This window comes from Hymenobacter rigui (genome assembly GCF_003944715.1).
GTDB classification, from domain to species: domain Bacteria; phylum Bacteroidota; class Bacteroidia; order Cytophagales; family Hymenobacteraceae; genus Hymenobacter; species Hymenobacter rigui.
Genome location: NZ_RWIT01000013.1, coordinates 1 through 16,006 on the forward strand (window position 1 = coordinate 1; position 16,006 = coordinate 16,006).

The following is a 16,006-nucleotide window of genomic DNA, read 5'->3' on the forward strand; positions in this document are numbered from 1 at the left end:
TGGCCGTGGACAAGCAGATGGAAGCCGACCACAACCACATCGTGGTGGCAGTGGTCGAGGGCGAGTGCACCGTGAAGCGCCTAGTCTGCGAGCACGGCACCTGGTGGCTCAAGCCGGAAAATCCCGATTATCAGCCTTGGGAAATTGTGGACGCCGACGCCGTGCGCATCTGGGGCGTGGTCACGCACGTGCTGCACGAGCTCGTGCCCGGCAAACTGGCGGCCCTGCTGCGTACCCGCGATTAGCCGATGTACGCCTTAGTCGACTGTAACAACTTCTATGTGAGCTGCGAGCGGGTTTTTCAGCCCCGGCTCGAAGGCCGGCCCGTGGTTGTGCTCAGCAATAATGACGGCTGCCTGATATCCCGTAGCGCCGAGGCCAAGGCCTTGGGCCTGCAGATGGGCGACCCATACTTTCAGGTCAAGCCCCTGTTGGAGCAGCACCACGTGGCCGTCTTTTCCAGCAACTACGCCCTCTACGGCGACATGTCGCGCCGGGTGATGTGGTACCTGAGCCAGGTCGCGCCGGCGGTGGAGGTGTACTCCATCGACGAGGCCTTTCTGGACCTACACGGCATGGAGCGCTTTGTCGTGAGCAGCCTAGATACGTTCGCCCGGACCGTGCGCGCCAACGTGCTGGCTCGTACTGGCATTCCAACTTGCGTGGGTATCGCTCCCACTAAAACGCTGGCTAAGCTGGCTAACCGCCTCGCGAAAAAGAATCCAGAAATGGGCGGAGTGTGCCACCTGGATACGGTTGAGCGGCGGCGCTGGGCCTTAGAACAGGTTGCGGTGGAAGATATCTGGGGCATTGGCCGGCAGTACTCCCAAAAGCTCCATGCGGCCGGCATTACAACCGCAGCCGGGCTGGCTGGCTGTTCCGAAGCCTACGCCCGCAAGCACCTGGGCGGGGTGGTGGGCGCCCGCCTGGTGCGCGAGCTGCAGGGCTTTCCCTGCCAGGGCTTGGCACCCAGCGAAGATGGCACCCTGGCGCGACGTAGTCTATGCTGCTCGCGTACTTTCGGCCGTCCTCTGACGGATTTTGCCGATGTAATAGGGGCCGTCAGCGCCTTTGCTTCCCGGGCCGCAGAGAAGCTACGGCGGCAGGGCGACGCGGCCCATATCATGACGGTGTTCCTAAGCAAAAGCCGCTACGGGCTAGAGTCGCCGCCCTACTCTTCGTCCACCGTACTCACTCTGCCCGTGGCCACTAGCGACACAGTGGAACTGGTGCGCTTTGCACGAGCGGCGCTCAAACGGCTTTGGCGGCCGGGTCAGCGTTACACCAAAGCCGGGGTCATTCTTGACGGCTTGGAACCGACTGGGCAAATCCAACTCACTTTATTTGAGCCCAAACAGGTATCGGAAAAGCGAAACAGACTCATGGCCGAATTGGATGCATTGAATCGCCGCTTCGGTAAAGGCACTGTGAAATTGGCTTCGCTGGTTCTGCCACCAGGCCAGTCACGTGCCCCCTGGGAAGGACAGTCTCAGTGGCGCACGCCGCAGTATACTACCCGGCTGGAAGACTTACTCCTAGTTGGCTAACTAGCAGCCTATTTCCACTAATGTCTTGGTGATTGCCGCCTCGAAACCATTTTACTAGCGGTACTCTGTTGCTGTACCGTAATAGCCTGTACAGGCTGCATTAGTTGCACAAGCCTCTGTACACTCTCGGCCAGCCACACGGCGTGCTGCATAAGGGCAAGCTCCTGCCGCAGCATCGGATGTTTGGCGACTTCCAGTGCCGCTTGCTGAATAGCATGACTATGCTCCCCGGCGGTGGCCGGCTCATGCAGCACCCGCGTCATTTGCTGCAACAACCGATTTCCTCTGGTCGTGTCGCCTCGGTCAATATCCCGCAAGGCCTCACCGATAACATAGGAACTGGTCTGCATCACCCGTTGCGCTTCCATGCGCTGCATATCGGGCGTGGGAGCTGCTAAGGGTCGGGCCTGACTGGCGTCACGCAGTTGCATGGTCTCCGCGCCGGCGAGGGGCGTGACGGCCGTACGCAGCAACAGTACGAGCGGCTCCAGATTCTTATCCGACTGGGCGGGTCCGTAAGGACGAATGATGGCCAAGTCGCGGGCATTGTTGAGTTGAGCAGCCGCGGCCGGGCTCAGTTCGACCTGGTAGCCAGCCTGCCGACCCAGCAAGGTCATCACGCTCTGAATGGTGCGCCCGTTACCTTCCCGAAAAGCGTGCGCGTGGTTGTACTGGTCAAAATAGTAGGCTGCTCGCCGGGCAAACTGCTCCGGTGCCAGGCCGCGCAGATTGTTTTCCAGCTGCAGCTGGGCGCCGATGGCATCTAGACGCTGGTCGAGTTGCTGGTACGGGGCGTAGCGCATTGTATCACCCCGGGGATTGAGCACGTAGGCCGGCTTTTGCCCCTGAAACGGGCCATTTGGACCGTGGGCGCGGGTCTGCCCCGCCCATGCATACACGTCCTGAAATAGCTCCCGGTGGATGCGTTTGAGGTGCGCAGCGTCAAACTGGCCCGGCAGGTCGACGGCTCCCACCACGATGCGCAGCAGAGCCGGAATGGACAACGCCCCTTCCGCTTCGCGCAGCTGGTCCTGGTTGGTAATGCCCAACCGGTTATAGATAACCTGGTGGGCCGGGTCGAAAAATCCATCCTGAATAGCCACGGCAAGAAGGTTGCGTGATAAAAAAACCCGTCCGGCCGAAGACCAGACGGGCTGTATGGGGCGGGGGGTTAGTCCAGCAGCGGCTGCTCTGGGCGCATGGCCGCCGGCGGGCGGACAGCTGGTGCGTCGTTTGAAGCTTCGGCCTGGCCTGCGTAGAAGCTTTTCAGCTCGTCGGTGACGCCCTGCAGCGTCAACTCGCCCGCCACGTAGCGGGCGTACACCGCCTCAGCAGCCGGGCCGGGTACGGCCCCCTGGGCGACACTCCAGGCGCGGGCTTTGTCGATGAGTTCCTGCCGCTGGGCGGGGGTGGCCTCCCGCTCGGAAAAGGTGATGGGATGAGTCATCGGTTAGGGCTAGTGGTTCAGGTAAGACAACATATTTACCCCCTGAAAGGCTCCTTAAACCGGTAGGAAGCGCATTTCCGGGGCAGTATTGGCAACAAAAGGGAAAAAGACCAACTGGTGGCTTTACTGCTGAGCGGTCAGGAAATGGAGCTGGTCGCGGAACGTGGCCAGGGCCCCGGCATCCGGCAGCAGAAAGCACGGCGTCTTGCTGGCCAGCGGGTACTGCAGCAGCTCGGTGGGCACCGCCAGGCAGCCCAGCAGCCGTTGGAGCAGGCGCGGCTCCTCGCGTTTGAGCTTGCCGTTTTTCAGGTTGATGATGTTGGGGTACGTGAGTTGATGCGCCGCGCAAAAGGGTTTCAAGCCCCCGTTGCCCAGCATTTTCAACCGCCCCTGCGCGTAGCAAAGCGCTTCGGCGTAGGATACGGTCAGGTTTAAGTCGGGGAAAGGCAGCGGGGCTACTACCGAGCATTCTGCTTCCATGCGGGTTCAGGATTAAGCGGGTCGGGGTGGTCGTCGCGGTAGCCTGTGCAGCGCCCGGACCCGACCGATGGTCTACAATTGCTGGCGCCTTGGCAACCAGGTGGACACCACGAAGCTACCAACTGCGGTCAGGCCCGGGGCGAAAAAAGGACGAATGGTAAAAAGTTAGCCGCGAAATGCACCACGACGACGCGAACGGTTCCGCGCGTGCCCGCCGGCAGTGTCGTCAACTATCATCAACTGCCAGGTCGCGCCTCAGTGCTGTTGCTTGGGGCGCCCCAGCTGCGGCGCCGGCACGGCCACGGGATGCTGCATCTGGTAGTACGCCAGCTCGAACACCGTGGGCAGGTCGAGGCGGGCGAGAACAGCCAGGCGCTGCAGCTCCTCCAGGGTAGCGGTTTCGGGCTTCTGCATCCGCAAGGCCAAGGTACGCGGTACCACCTTCCAGGCCTCAGCTACTTCTTTGCGGGTACCCAGCGAGTGAATCAGCTCGGCCAGTGAGCTACAAGCAACGGGGGCAACGGGCAGCTGCTCGCGCTCCAACGGCTGCACGTGCACGCTGGGTGGGATTGATTTCGGAGTTTTCATGCCGTAAAAAAAGGTTGCTAAATTGGCATTATTACGGCCCTACGCAATTCATGACCAATTCGGCAGCGGCATAGTAGCTCGCTCGTCAACCGCGGCTGGCCCCGCTACAACAGCAGCAGGGCAAACTGTCCCCCTTGCTCCTCCCGAGTGCAACGCAGGGCTTCCAGGGCGATAGGGCGGACAGCTCGGACCAGCTTTTCGAGCACGGTGAAATCGTCCGGCGTGTCAATCGCTAGCCCGAGCCGCGGGGCTACCTCGCAGGCCAGGCCCTCGCAGTTTAGACTCTTGCCCAGCTGCTGCATCTGGGCTTCCACATCAGTCACGGCGGCAATTACCCGGCTGCGAAACCGGTTCCAGTCCGGGTGGCAATTAGTGGGGGCATCGATGGCTTTCATGGGCTGGGCCGTTACAGGTGGGTAGCATAACCGGTGACCGACGTGAACAGGCCCGGCAGGTCTTCCCCATACACCAGGTCAAAGGTTTGCTTCCGGGTAATCACTGTCTCACAGTCGACGAGCTGCTGGTGATAGAACTCGACCGTGTAGGTGTCGGTGGGCATGAGGGTAATCTTCAACCGATTCACGCCGGCCTCATTGCGGCGCAGGTTCATGCGCAACCACGGGTGGGGGTTGGTAACGGTGCGCCCGGCAGCCAGTAACTGGTCAGCACCGGTCATGGCCAGAAACCGCCGCCCCCCTAACTGCAGCAGGATGACGTAGGCTTCCTCAACGATTTCCGGGCTATTATAAGTAGCTTTATCCATGGCTGACAAGGATTTATGAGTGGATGCTCGTGTAATTAATAAACAGAAGCAGAGAAATTAAAGTTGCTTTTATAGCTTATTTATAAGAGCTTTTACAGCACCTTAATAGTGCTAGTCTTCCTATTTTCTCCCCTTCATTCTCGGTTATAAAAAGTGGTTTTTCCCGCGCATTTACTCTGGGCGGTGCTTGTCTATTCTTGGCGGAATGGTAGCCAAAATCAGCTGTTTAGTACCAAGTAATCGGGCTGCTTGGGCACCGCTGGTGCTCACTGAGATAGCCGCCGGTTAGTTTCTGATTAGTGAAAAGGATAGAAATGGTAAGTCACTAGCTATTCATCTCCACAGGCTGTTGAGCAAGGACAAAATGTTTCTGGCAAGTATCCACTGGCCAAGTTGCAAGCGGTAATTACTTGGCTTTGGCCCGCTTATGAGCTGCAGGCTGGGTACCCAGCTTGGGCAGCCACGGCCCGCGAGGAAAAGGATAGGTTTTGTAAGTCAACTTTGCTGGAGCAAGCTGCGTAGGTAGGCCCCCAAAAGGCAAAAACGGCCTCTACTCGCTGGAAATGCTTACTATTTCTATCCTTTTGCCGCTGGTCAGCACCTGATGGCTTACCATTTCTATCCTTTTGGCTGCCTCGGCGACATCCGCTTATCATTTCTATCCTTTCAGTTCTGGGCCAGTCTCCAGGCATTTAGCAGAAGCGCAGGCAACAGCGTATGCTTTTGATAAAGTGCCCCAGCAGATGGCAAGCTTTTAGGGGAAAATGTATCTCCCAATAAGCGGTTGTTGTAATCTTGTGAATGAAGAGTACTAACTAAAAGGCCTATTAGGTAAATAAAAGTATAAATTTTCTTGAAATAGTGCAACGCATCTTGTGCCAATTTAGACTCCCGTTTTTGTTGCCTTTTTGTTCCGTTCTGGCGTTTTGTACCCTTTAAAAGCCTTTTCCCAGAACGGCATCAACAAATTTGTGATTTTTTTTTATTTGTCAAGTATTTACTCTATTTGCAGGCTCTGTAAGTCATTGACTTTGTGAATTTTATACCACTCAAAGGATAGGGATGGTAAGTAAAAGAATAGATTTTGTAAGCGGCAGGGATAGATTTTGTAAGTGAAAGGATAGGGACGGTAAGTAAAAGGATAGGGATGGTAAGTGCAACGGATAGATTTTGTAAGCGAAAGGATAGAGCCTTAGGGAAGACTTACCTTAATGTCTGGAACTCCCTTATCTTTGACCATACGCCCTACCTATTCCCACTAGCATGAGTACCCCCGTTACCGCCAGCACTCCCTCTACGGGAGTAGAAATTAGGCAGCACAATGCCATTACCACCGCGCGCTACGAAATGAGCGCTGTCGAGATGGATATTGTGTTCTCCCTGCTCTCGGTGCTGCGCAAGGAGGACAAGCCAGGCACTATCTACCGCATCCGGGTAAAGGAATTGGAGCAGATGACGGGGCGCTCCTGGAACTACCAGCGCCTACTGGAAGCAACCTCCAACCTGCGCAGCCGCGAGTATGTTATTGAGGATAACAAGCACGTGCTACAGGTAGGCTTGCTGGCCTCGGCGCTGTACGTGAAGGGGGAGGGAATTATCGAGCTGGAAATATCCGAGCGCATGCGGCGCTACCTGATTGACCTGAAAAACAACTTCACGTCCTATCGCCTGCAGTCGGTTTTCAGTTTGTCGAGCAAATACGCGAAGCGTATTTACCAGATTGCCTCGCAGTGGAAAGACATCGGGGAAACGAAAACCTTCACGCTGGACGAGTTTAAAATCATGCTCTCACTCAAGGACCCCAAGGGCCACGAGCCGGAGCAATACGAGAAGATTTCGGCCCTGCAGAAGTACGTGCTTGACGTGGCCACCACCCAAATCAACGAGCACACCGACCTGCGCATCAACTACGAACTGATTAAGAAAGGGCGCTCCTTCCACAGCATCCGCTTCTTCGTCAACGGCCAGGTGCCCCAGCAACTTCCCATTCCCTTCGAGGACGGGGCCGAAGAAGAAAAGCAGCGCCGGGCCCTGCAGAATCTGGAGGAACTGGAAATCCGGGACCCCAAGCTGGTCAGCCAGATTCTGGGCGACGCTAAAAAACTAAACGCCCTCTTCTCGTTCTGCTACAAGCACAAAACCGGCAAAGTGAAGGCCGATAAGAACCCGGGCGGGCTGTTTCTCAAGATGGTGGGCCTGCGCTAAGCCGGCTTGGGGCAACACGTCGGCTGGCCGCAATGGAACGGCTACAAAAGGGAAAAGCAATTCACTTGGCGCGGGGGCCAAGTATTGCCCCCGCACCTACTCATTCTCTTCTGGTGGATAGTCCGGTATCCAGTCCTCCGGGCTGCCAACGATTGGCGCCGGCGTGGGCTGGTAGGGCTCCAGCTCCCGGCCGAAGCAGTGGCCCAGCGTGACGCCGGGGCACTGCTGCTGAAACCAGGCGGGTAGCACCTCGGGGGCGCACACCACGCCCAGAAAGCCCTCGGCGTGAAAGTAGGCTTTCACCTCGGCCGGCCCGAAGCCGTTCAGGTAGATGTGTACGCGGGCACCGATGGCCGGCACCTCGCCGCGGCCGGACCACTGCAGCCCGGCTGGCAGGCCCGCTAAGCTGGGAAACCCGACCCACGCCGGGCAGGCTTGCGGCTTACCCGCCCAGGCGGCGGGGCTAAGAGTAGGCTGACGGGCGGCAGAAGCGGCTGGAATTGACATCACAGGGCAGTAACGGGTAAGTGGTAAAACGGCGGAGTCCTTGACGGCCGACTCCGGGGCCGGACATTTTCCTTTTGTTGGCGCGCTGGGGAGCCGGCTCCCTCTCCCCTACTCCCTACTTAGGCCGCCTCGGGCAGGGCTTCGGCGCTGTCGGCTTCGTAGCTGGGCTCAATGCCCAGAATATGATTGGCGGCTTTCTGGGCCTGGCTGGCGGCGGAGATAATCAGGCGCTTATCGTTGCGCAGGGCCTGCAGCCAGTTGGCCAGGTAAGCGGCGGTACTAGGCTCGGTTACGGCCAGGTTCAGGCCGGCGGCGTTGCTCAGGAAGGCGGCGCCCAGCTCGGCCACCAGTTCTTCTTTGGCGTAGGTTTCGCTGCCAAAAGCCGCCTTTTCCGTCAGCGTGGCCCGGTCGAGGCGCTTGGCGTGGCCAGTGGAATGGGCCAGCTCGTGAAACAGGGTCGTATAAAAATCCTCGGGCGTGTGGAAGTTCGCCGGCTCGGGCACGGTCACGGTGTCGGTGCTGGTGCGGTAGTGGGGCTCACTGCCGGCGTAGCGAATGCGGGGGCCACCGGCATAACCGGCCACAATCTGCTCGGCGGCCTGCTGAGGCGTGTGCTCGCGCTGCACCGGCTCGGGCAGCTTCCACGCCACGCCGTCAATCTGGGCGATGTTGAACACGGTGGAATACTGCAGGATGGCCACTTTTTTCTCCTTGCCCTGGGCGTCCTCTTTCCTCGACACCTTGAAGAATACCACGGGCATGCCCTTCTCGCCCTTGCGCACCTGGCCGCCCAGCTCGCGGGCTTGGTTGTAGGTCAGGTAATAGGGCTGCTCGTGCTGGAGCATGGCCAGCAGCAAGGCGTTGATGCCCTGATACACGTGCTTGCTGCGGTAGTTGCGGGGCGCGCCGTGGGCAGCGTTCCACGACTGTTTCCACGGGGCAACGCCGCTTTCCAGGGCCAGAATAATCCGGTTGGTGATGATGTCATACACATCGGCGCGGGGGGCGGCAGCGGGGGCATTTTTCATAAACCAAAGGCGGGTAAGTGGTTGAAAAGGCGTTAGTAGAGGTAATCGGGGTGGGCGGCCGGGCCTAGCTCCTGCGCCTCGCGGGCCAGCTGGGCATCTTCCCAGGCCTCGCTTTCTTGCAGGGCCAGCAGCTTCCAGCGCAGCAGCTGGGCCGCATCGGTGCAGGCGCTCAGCAGCAGCTCAGCCTTCTGGCGGCGCTCCGGGCTAAAGGCGGGGTGGTTGAGCACTTCGCGCAGGTTCCGGCGAGCCGAGGAAACCAAGAGCGCACAAGCAGGGGAAAGGGGCGTTGACACCATGATTACCAGGCTGTTTTAGGTGCGTTGCTTATACTTATTAAACGCAAAAGTCCTTATTATAGTTGCTTTTTTAGCTTATTTATTAATGCTTTTTTAGCTAATTTATGGCACGATGATTGGCTTTTTCCCTCTTGTTCACTTTCGTGAGAGTGCTGCAGTTTTCTCTCGCTGCCTACCGCAGTAGCAAGCATTTCCCGGAGGATGTTCAAACGCCCAGTGAATCCCCCTCAGCGGCTAGCGGACGCTTCTTCAAAGGGGAACCTTTCGCACATGATGCCGGTAAAAGCAGCGCCGCACTATCGGTTTTCGGTTACCTTTGCCCCTATGCGTCTGCTGGCTCTGTTTTTTGCCTTCTACTTTGCCATCCTCTCCTGCATGAGCTGCACGGATGAGGCTCCTGCGTGCAAAGACCAGACGCAAACAACTGTCGTCGCGGCCTCGCATTCGGACTGCCGTACCGGCGCCTTGGGTGACTGGTGCTCCCCCCTCTGCCAGTGCCATTGCTGCGGCGGGGCCGTTATGCCCTTGCCGTCCGCACCAGCCGTGGCCCTGGCCCCACTGACGCAATGGGCCGCTGCTCAGCGCCACGGCTACCTGGTGGTGGCCGCCCCGACGCGGGGCTCTGGGGCCGTGTGGCAGCCGCCGCAGGCCTAACCCTTCCCGTTTTCCTGCTGACTCCCTCCGGGTAACCTGAGACGCCGTCGTGCGCTCGGGCTGTTGACGTATGCGTGTAGCCGCATGATGTTCAGCGAGTATCGCTACTGCTTCTGCCTAGCCTGGGCTTGGAGCGGTGGCGCGGCAGGTCATAACCGAAGCGTTAGACCTAACCCCCTTTCCGGATGTTTGACCGGCTAATTCATTTTTCCATTCACAACAAGCTCATCATCGGGCTGCTGACCTTGGCCCTGGTGGCCTGGGGCGGCTACTCGTTGAGTCGGCTGCCGATTGACGCGGTACCCGACATTACCACCAACCAAGTCGTCGTCTATACCGTGGCTCCCTCGCTGGCGGCCGGCGACATCGAGCGGCTGGTGTCCTTTCCCGTCGAGCAGAGCGTGGCCACCATTCCCGGCCGCGAGGAAGTACGCTCATTTTCCCGCTTCGGGCTGTCGGTGGTCACCATCGTCTTCGAGGACAAAATCGACATTTACTGGGCCCGTCAGCAGGTAGCGGAACGCCTGCGTGAAGCCGAAAGCCAGATTCCCCAAGGTGTCGGTCGGCCCGAGCTGGCCCCGGTGAGCACTGGCCTGGGCGAGATTTACCAGTACCTGGTGCGCGCCAAGCCGGGCTACGAACTGCGCTACGACGCCCGCGAGTTGCGCACTATTCAGGACTGGATTGTGCGGCGGCAGTTGCTGGGCACGCCCGGCGTGGCCGACGTATCGTCCTTTGGCGGGCTGCTGAAGCAGTACGAAATCGCGCTGGACCCGGTCCGGCTTCGCTCCCTGGGTGTCACCGTGGACCAAGTCTATCAGGCCGTGGCGCGCAACAACCAGAACGCGGGCGGGGCCTACCTCGACCAGAAGCCCACGGCCTACTTTATCCGCACCGAAGGCTTGGCCGAAAACGCAGCCGACCTGGGCAACATTGTGGTGCGCAACACCCAGGGCGGGCTGCCCGTGCTGGTGCGCGACGTGGCCACCGTGCGCCTGGGCTCCGCCGTGCGCTACGGGGCCATGACCCGCAACGACGGGGGCGAAGTAACGGGCGGTATCGTACTCATGCTTAAGGGCGCTAACGCCAACGAGGTCATTAAGGCCGTGAAGCAGCGCATGGCAACGGTGGAAAAGTCGCTGCCGGAAGGCGTGACCATTGACGTGTACCTGGACCGCTCCGACTTGGTGGGCCGCGCCATTCACACGGTCAGCAAAAATCTACTGGAAGGGGCGCTCATCGTCATTTTTGTGCTGGTGTTGTTTTTGGGCAACCTCCGGGCGGGCCTGGTGGTGGCCTCGGTGATTCCGCTGGCCATGCTCTTTGCCATCAGCATGATGCGCCTGTTCGGGGTGTCGGGCAACCTGCTCTCGCTCGGGGCCATTGACTTCGGGCTGGTGGTGGACGGCGCCGTTATCATCGTCGAAGCCATCGTGCACCGCCTGCAGCACCATGTGGGCACGGCCGCGCACCCCGACGAGGCGCACGGGCGGCTTAGCCAGGGCCAGATGAACGAGGCCACCTACGAGGCGGCCTCCAAAATCCGCGCCTCGGCCGCCTTCGGCGAAATCATCATCTTGATTGTGTATTTGCCCCTGCTGGCGCTGGCCGGCATCGAGGGCAAGATGTTCCGGCCCATGGCCGAAACCGTGGCCTTCGCCATTGTCGGGGCCTTCATCTTGAGTTTGACCTACGTGCCCATGATGTCGGCCCTGGCCCTAAGCCGCGACACGGAACACAAGCGCAACTTCTCGGACCGGATGATGAGCTGGCTGGAAGCCCGCTACCGGCCTGTACTGGAGTGGGCCCTGCGCCGTCGGGCGCTGGTGCTGGGAACGGCCGTGGCGCTGTTTGCGGGTGCCCTGTTGGTGTTTCGCTCGCTGGGCGGCGAGTTCATTCCCCAGCTTTCCGAAGGCGATTTTGCCATCGAAATGCGCACGCTCACGGGTTCCTCGCTGAGCTACACGGTAGAGAAGAGCCAGCAAGCGGCGGGCATCCTCAAACAGCAGTTTCCGGAAGTAAAAGAGGTGGTAGCCAAGATTGGGGCCGCCGAAATTCCCACGGACCCCATGCCCGTGGAAGCGGCCGACGTGATGGTGGTGCTGGAAAAAGACCAAAACAAGTGGACCTCAGCCCATAGCCAGCAGGAACTGGCCGACAAAATGGCCAAGGCCCTGAGCGTCATCCCGGGCGTCACCTTCGGCTTTCAGCAGCCCATCCAGATGCGCTTCAACGAGCTCATCAGCGGAGCCAAGCAGGATGTGGTGCTCAAGATTTATGGCGAAGACCTGCAGCAGCTGGCTTCTTATGCCGAGCGGGCGGCCCGCCTGGTGCGGCAAGTGGACGGGGCCGAGGACGTGTACGTGGAGCAGGTTACCGGCCTGCCGCAAATCGTGGTGAAGCTGGACCGCAACCGCATGGCCCGCTTCGGCCTCAACGCCGACGAGGTGAACCGCACGGTGCAGACGGCCTTTGCCGGCCAGAGCGCCGGGCAGCTCTTCGAGCAGGAGCGCCGCTTCGACGTGGTCCTGCGCCTGGCCCCGGAATTGCGGCAAAATATCAGCCAGGTGCGCCAGTTGCTCATTGCCACGCCCGCCGGCGAGCAGGTGCCGCTGGAGCAGGTAGCCACCGTCGACCTGCAGGAAGGCCCCAACCAGATTCAGCGCGACGACGCCAAGCGCCGCATTACCGTGGCTTTTAACGTGCGGGGCCGCGACGTGGAAAGCGTTGTGAAAGAACTGCAGGGAAAAATCGACCAGCAGCTACCACTGGCTCCCGGCTACTACACCACCTACGGCGGGCAGTTTGAGAACCTGCGCGAAGCGACCCAGCGCCTGAGCATCGCCGTGCCCGTGGCCTTGCTGCTGATTTTCGTGCTGCTGTTTTTCACGTTCCGCTCGCTCAAGCAATCGGTGTTGATTTTCACGGCCATCCCCCTCTCGGCCATCGGCGGGGTGCTGGCCCTGTGGCTGCGCGGCATGCCGTTCAGCATCTCGGCCGGCGTGGGCTTCATTGCCCTGTTCGGCGTGGCCGTGCTCAACGGCATCGTGCTTATCGGCTCCTTCAACCAACTGAAAGACGAGGGGCGCACCGACCTCTATCAGCGCATCCTGGAAGGCACGCAGGTGCGCCTGCGGCCCGTGCTGATGACGGCCACTGTGGCCTCGCTGGGCTTTCTGCCCATGGCTTTGTCGACCTCGGCGGGCGCCGAAGTGCAGCGGCCCCTGGCCACGGTGGTTATTGGGGGCTTGGTGACGGCCACGCTATTGACGTTGCTGGTGCTGCCGGTGCTCTACGCCTGGTCCGAGCGACCTGCCCAGTCCCGGGCAGCCGAGGAGCTGCGGCCTACCCCCGCCATGCCGGTCTCCGTGGTGGTGCTAGCGGTACTTGGGAGCCTGCTGGCCAGCAGGCCGGTCCGGGCGCAAGGCCCGCTCACAGCCAGTCAGGCCGTGGGGCAGGCCCTGCAAGCCAACGGCAGCGTGCAGGCGGCCACCCGCGCGCTGGAAGCGCAGCAGGCCCTGCGCCGCACGGCCTTTGATGTAGGTCGCACCACGGTGGTGGGGACCTATGGCCAAGTAAACTCCCCCCTATCGGACAACGTGCTGAGCGTGGGGCAAACCCTGGCCCTACCGGGCTACTACAAGGCCCAGGCCCGATTAAGCCAGGCCCAGATTGGGGCCCGCGAGCAGCAGCTGGCCCAGGTGCAGGCCGAGCTGCGCCGGCAGGTGCGCCTGAGCTACGAGCAGGCCGTGTACGCCCGCCACCGCCTGCGCACCCTACGCGGCCAGGACAGCATCTACGCTGAGTTTCTGCGCGCAGCCCAACTACGCTTTAAAACCGGGGAAACAGCGCGCTTGGAACCGGCCAATGCCATTATCCAGCAAGGTGAGACGCAGAACCTGCTGGCGCGGGCCCGGGCTGACTATACCATTGCCCGGCGGCAGCTGCAAGCCTTGCTGCAAGCCCCGCAGGCCGTGGCCGTTGCCGACAGCACCCTGCGCTTACTGCCGGCCCCGGCCGTGGCCACGGACTCGGCCTTGCTCACCCAAACGCCCGAGGCCCGGGTACTGCGCCAGCAGCTGGCGGAGCGGCAAGCTGAAACCCGGCTGGAGCAGGCCCAGGGCCTGCCGCAGGTAAGCGTGGGCTATACCAATCAGTCGCTGCGCGGCACCTACGAGGTGGACGGGCGCCCACAAACCTACGGTACCGGCGACCGTTTCCAGAGCGTGCAGGCCGGGGTGGCCATTCCTTTGCTGCGCGGCCCCTACAAGGCCCGGGTGCAAGCCGCTAAGCTGCAGGAGCAGGTGGCCACGGCCAACTACGAGCGCTACCAAGCCGGGGCGGCAGCCCAGCTTGACGAGTTGCGCACGCGCCTCACGGAGCAGCAGCGCCGGGTGCAGTTTTACGAGCAGACGGCCCTGCCCCAGGCTACCATCATCGTGCGGCTGAGCCAGCGCGCTTACAAGGCCGGTGAAACAACTTATTCCGAGCTACTGCTCAACCTGGAGCGCGCCCTGGCCGTGCGCACCGCCTACCTCGACGCCGTGCTGCAGCATAACCAGACCGTCATCGACTTGGACTACCTGCTGAGCACAACCCGGTAACGCATCTTTTGACCTCACCCCATGAAGTATATCGCATCCCTGGCACTGCTGCTGAGCCTGACCCTGGCCGGCTGCGGCACGGACAACAAAACCTCCGCCGGCGCCGATTCGACGGAGCAACTCCTAAAAGCAGAAGCAGGTGACTCTCCAGCCGCTGCGGCCGACGAAGCTTCTGACGTCGTGACCCTGTCGCCGGCCGAGCAGCAGGCCGGCGGCCTGCAAACCGGTCGTTTGAGCACTCGCCCCATGGGTGCGGGCCTGGCCGTGAACGGCACGCTGGATGTGCCACCGGAAAGCGCCGTTTCTATCACCGCCCCGCTGGGGGGCTACGTGCAGAGCACCGAATTGCTGCAGGGCTCCCGCGTCCGCAAGGGCGAAGTGTTGGCCGTACTCCGCAACCCCGAGTTTGTCACGCTGCAGAAAGAGTACCTGGAGCTGCGCAGCCGGCTGAAGTTTGCCAATGCCGAGCTGGCCCGCCAGCGCGAGCTGTACGAGCAGGAAGTAGCCCCGCTCAAAAACTACCAGCGCGCTCAAGCCGAAGTGGAAGCCTTGCAGGTGCAAACGGCAGCCCAGGCCGCCCAGCTGCGCATCGCCGGGCTGCCAGTTGGGGGCGGCATCACCACCACGGCCACGCTGCGGGCTCCACGGGCGGGCTTTGTGCGGGCCGTCAACGTGACGGTGGGCCAAAGCGTGACGGCCACCGAACCCCTGTTTGAAATCGTGGACCCCGAACACCTGCACGTGGAGCTAACGGTCTTCGAGAAGGACGTGGCTCGGGTGCAGCACGGCCAGCTGATTCGCTTCACCCTGGCCAGCGATTCCACCGGGTCCCGCCGTGAGCGCACGGCCCACGTGTATTTAGTGGGCAAGGCCATTGGGGCCGACCGCACCGTGCGCGTGCACGGCCACCTGGACCAGGAAAACGACCCGTCCCTGCTGCCCGGCCTCTACGTGCGGGCCACCATCGAAACCGGCCGCACCACCGCTTCCTCCCTGCCCAATGCGGCGCTGGTACGCTTCAACGGCAAGAATTATGCCTTTGCCGTAGAAGCGCCCGGCCGCTACCGCATGGTGCCCGTGACGCCTGGCCGCAGCGAGGATGAGTTCACCGAAGTCATCTTGCCCGCCACCGTGCCCGCCTCGACCACCTTCGTTACTGACGGAGCGTACTCGCTGCTGGCGAAAATGAAGAACGCTGAAGAGGAGGAATAAGCCTCTCGTATTGCCCCTTTCCAACCCCGTCCCGTATCCATGCTCAACCTCCTCACCGGTGCCTTTCTGCTGAGTCTGCTCCATGCCGCCATTCCCAATCACTGGGCCCCGGTGCTGGCGGTGGCCCGCGCCGAGCGCTGGTCACTACGCCGGGCCGTGGGCGTGACGCTGGTAGCGGGCCTGGCGCACGTGCTGAGCACGGTGCTGCTGGGGTTGGGGCTGGGCTGGCTGGGCTGGCGCTTATCGACCCGCTTCTCACAGGTGGCCGGGGTGGCCGCCCCTTCCCTACTCGTTATCATAGGCTTGCTGTACGCCTTTTCCGGGCCGGGCCACACCCACCCGGCCCCGGCCCCCGTGCCCGCTCAGCGGCCCCGCGGCCGGATAGTGCTGGGGCTGGCCGCCACCATGTTTCTGGCGCCCTGCCTGGAAATTCAAACCTTTTTTCTGGCTGCCGGCACCCAGGGCACGGCCGCATTGGCCCTCATCATGGCCACGTACTTGGTCGTATCGGTGGGAGCGATGAGCGCACTGGTGGCCGCTGCCTATTCCGGCATCCGGCGCCTCAACCTGGCCGGTCTGGCCCGGCACGAGCGCCGCTTCACCGGGGCCGTGCTCGTGCTGGTGGGCGTAGCCGGCTTTTTCGTGGACTAGTAGGCTGCCCTGCCTCCCGCATCT

General features: G+C 61.3%; 16 protein-coding genes. 7 read left to right on the plus strand and 9 right to left on the minus strand.

Annotated features, from left to right (window positions below):
• Positions 1-245 (plus strand): LexA family protein (locus EI291_RS17705; RefSeq protein WP_148103424.1); only part of this gene is annotated, 245 nt, incomplete at its 5' end.
• Positions 246-248: 3 nt separating this feature from the next.
• On the plus strand, positions 249-1,547 hold the full coding sequence (locus tag EI291_RS17710; protein WP_125423134.1) for a Y-family DNA polymerase: 1,299 nt from the start codon (positions 249-251) through the stop codon (positions 1,545-1,547).
• Positions 1,548-1,564: 17 nt separating this feature from the next.
• Here EI291_RS17710 and EI291_RS17715 read toward each other — a convergent pair whose 3' ends face one another.
• The 6 genes from EI291_RS17715 to EI291_RS17740 form a co-directional block, all read right to left on the minus strand.
• The gene (locus EI291_RS17715) at positions 1,565-2,650 is read right to left on the minus strand and encodes a Fic/DOC family protein (RefSeq protein WP_170172710.1); all 1,086 of its coding nucleotides are present in this window, start codon (positions 2,648-2,650) and stop codon (positions 1,565-1,567) included.
• A 68-nt stretch (positions 2,651-2,718) separates the two neighbouring features.
• A complete protein-coding gene (locus tag EI291_RS17720; protein ID WP_125423139.1) occupies positions 2,719-2,994 on the minus strand; it encodes an antitoxin VbhA family protein in 276 nt (91 codons plus the stop codon).
• Positions 2,995-3,117: 123 nt separating this feature from the next.
• On the minus strand, positions 3,118-3,474 hold the full coding sequence (locus tag EI291_RS17725) for a hypothetical protein (protein ID WP_125423142.1): 357 nt from the start codon (positions 3,472-3,474) through the stop codon (positions 3,118-3,120).
• A 255-nt stretch (positions 3,475-3,729) separates the two neighbouring features.
• Positions 3,730-4,062 (minus strand): hypothetical protein, encoded by a 333-nt coding sequence (locus EI291_RS17730; protein WP_125423145.1) that lies wholly within the window; start codon positions 4,060-4,062, stop codon positions 3,730-3,732.
• Positions 4,063-4,166: 104 nt separating this feature from the next.
• A complete protein-coding gene (locus tag EI291_RS17735) occupies positions 4,167-4,457 on the minus strand; it encodes a hypothetical protein (protein WP_125423147.1) in 291 nt (96 codons plus the stop codon).
• Between the two features lie 11 nt (positions 4,458-4,468).
• Entirely contained in the window at positions 4,469-4,825 is a 357-nt protein-coding gene (locus EI291_RS17740) for a hypothetical protein (RefSeq protein ID WP_125423150.1), read from the minus strand.
• Positions 4,826-6,088: 1,263 nt separating this feature from the next.
• On the opposite strand from EI291_RS17740, the gene EI291_RS17745 reads away from it, so the two are divergent.
• A complete protein-coding gene (locus EI291_RS17745) occupies positions 6,089-7,030 on the plus strand; it encodes a replication initiation protein (RefSeq protein ID WP_125423153.1) in 942 nt (313 codons plus the stop codon).
• 96 nt (positions 7,031-7,126) lie between these two features.
• Here EI291_RS17745 and EI291_RS17750 read toward each other — a convergent pair whose 3' ends face one another.
• The 3 genes from EI291_RS17750 to EI291_RS17760 all read right to left on the minus strand — a co-directional run bounded on the left by EI291_RS17750 (position 7,127) and on the right by EI291_RS17760 (position 8,825).
• The gene (locus EI291_RS17750; RefSeq protein ID WP_148103425.1) at positions 7,127-7,540 is read right to left on the minus strand and encodes a hypothetical protein; all 414 of its coding nucleotides are present in this window, start codon (positions 7,538-7,540) and stop codon (positions 7,127-7,129) included.
• 116 nt (positions 7,541-7,656) lie between these two features.
• Entirely contained in the window at positions 7,657-8,565 is a 909-nt protein-coding gene (locus tag EI291_RS17755) for an ArdC family protein (protein WP_125423159.1), read from the minus strand.
• A 32-nt stretch (positions 8,566-8,597) separates the two neighbouring features.
• Positions 8,598-8,825 (minus strand): hypothetical protein, encoded by a 228-nt coding sequence (locus EI291_RS17760; protein WP_125423162.1) that lies wholly within the window; start codon positions 8,823-8,825, stop codon positions 8,598-8,600.
• Between the two features lie 360 nt (positions 8,826-9,185).
• Here EI291_RS17760 and EI291_RS17765 point away from each other — a divergent pair, with 360 nt between their 5' ends.
• The 4 genes from EI291_RS17765 to EI291_RS17780 all read left to right on the plus strand — a co-directional run bounded on the left by EI291_RS17765 (position 9,186) and on the right by EI291_RS17780 (position 15,982).
• Positions 9,186-9,515, plus strand: a complete 330-nt coding sequence (locus tag EI291_RS17765) for a DUF6660 family protein (protein ID WP_125423165.1) — start codon at positions 9,186-9,188, stop codon at positions 9,513-9,515.
• Between the two features lie 185 nt (positions 9,516-9,700).
• Entirely contained in the window at positions 9,701-14,119 is a 4,419-nt protein-coding gene (locus EI291_RS17770; RefSeq protein WP_125423168.1) for a CusA/CzcA family heavy metal efflux RND transporter, read from the plus strand.
• Positions 14,120-14,140: 21 nt separating this feature from the next.
• On the plus strand, positions 14,141-15,331 hold the full coding sequence (locus EI291_RS17775) for an efflux RND transporter periplasmic adaptor subunit (RefSeq protein ID WP_125423171.1): 1,191 nt from the start codon (positions 14,141-14,143) through the stop codon (positions 15,329-15,331).
• Positions 15,332-15,370: 39 nt separating this feature from the next.
• Complete coding sequence (locus tag EI291_RS17780; protein ID WP_125423174.1) at positions 15,371-15,982, plus strand: hypothetical protein; 612 nt, start codon at positions 15,371-15,373, stop codon at positions 15,980-15,982.
• Positions 15,983-16,006: the final 24 nt, after the last annotated feature.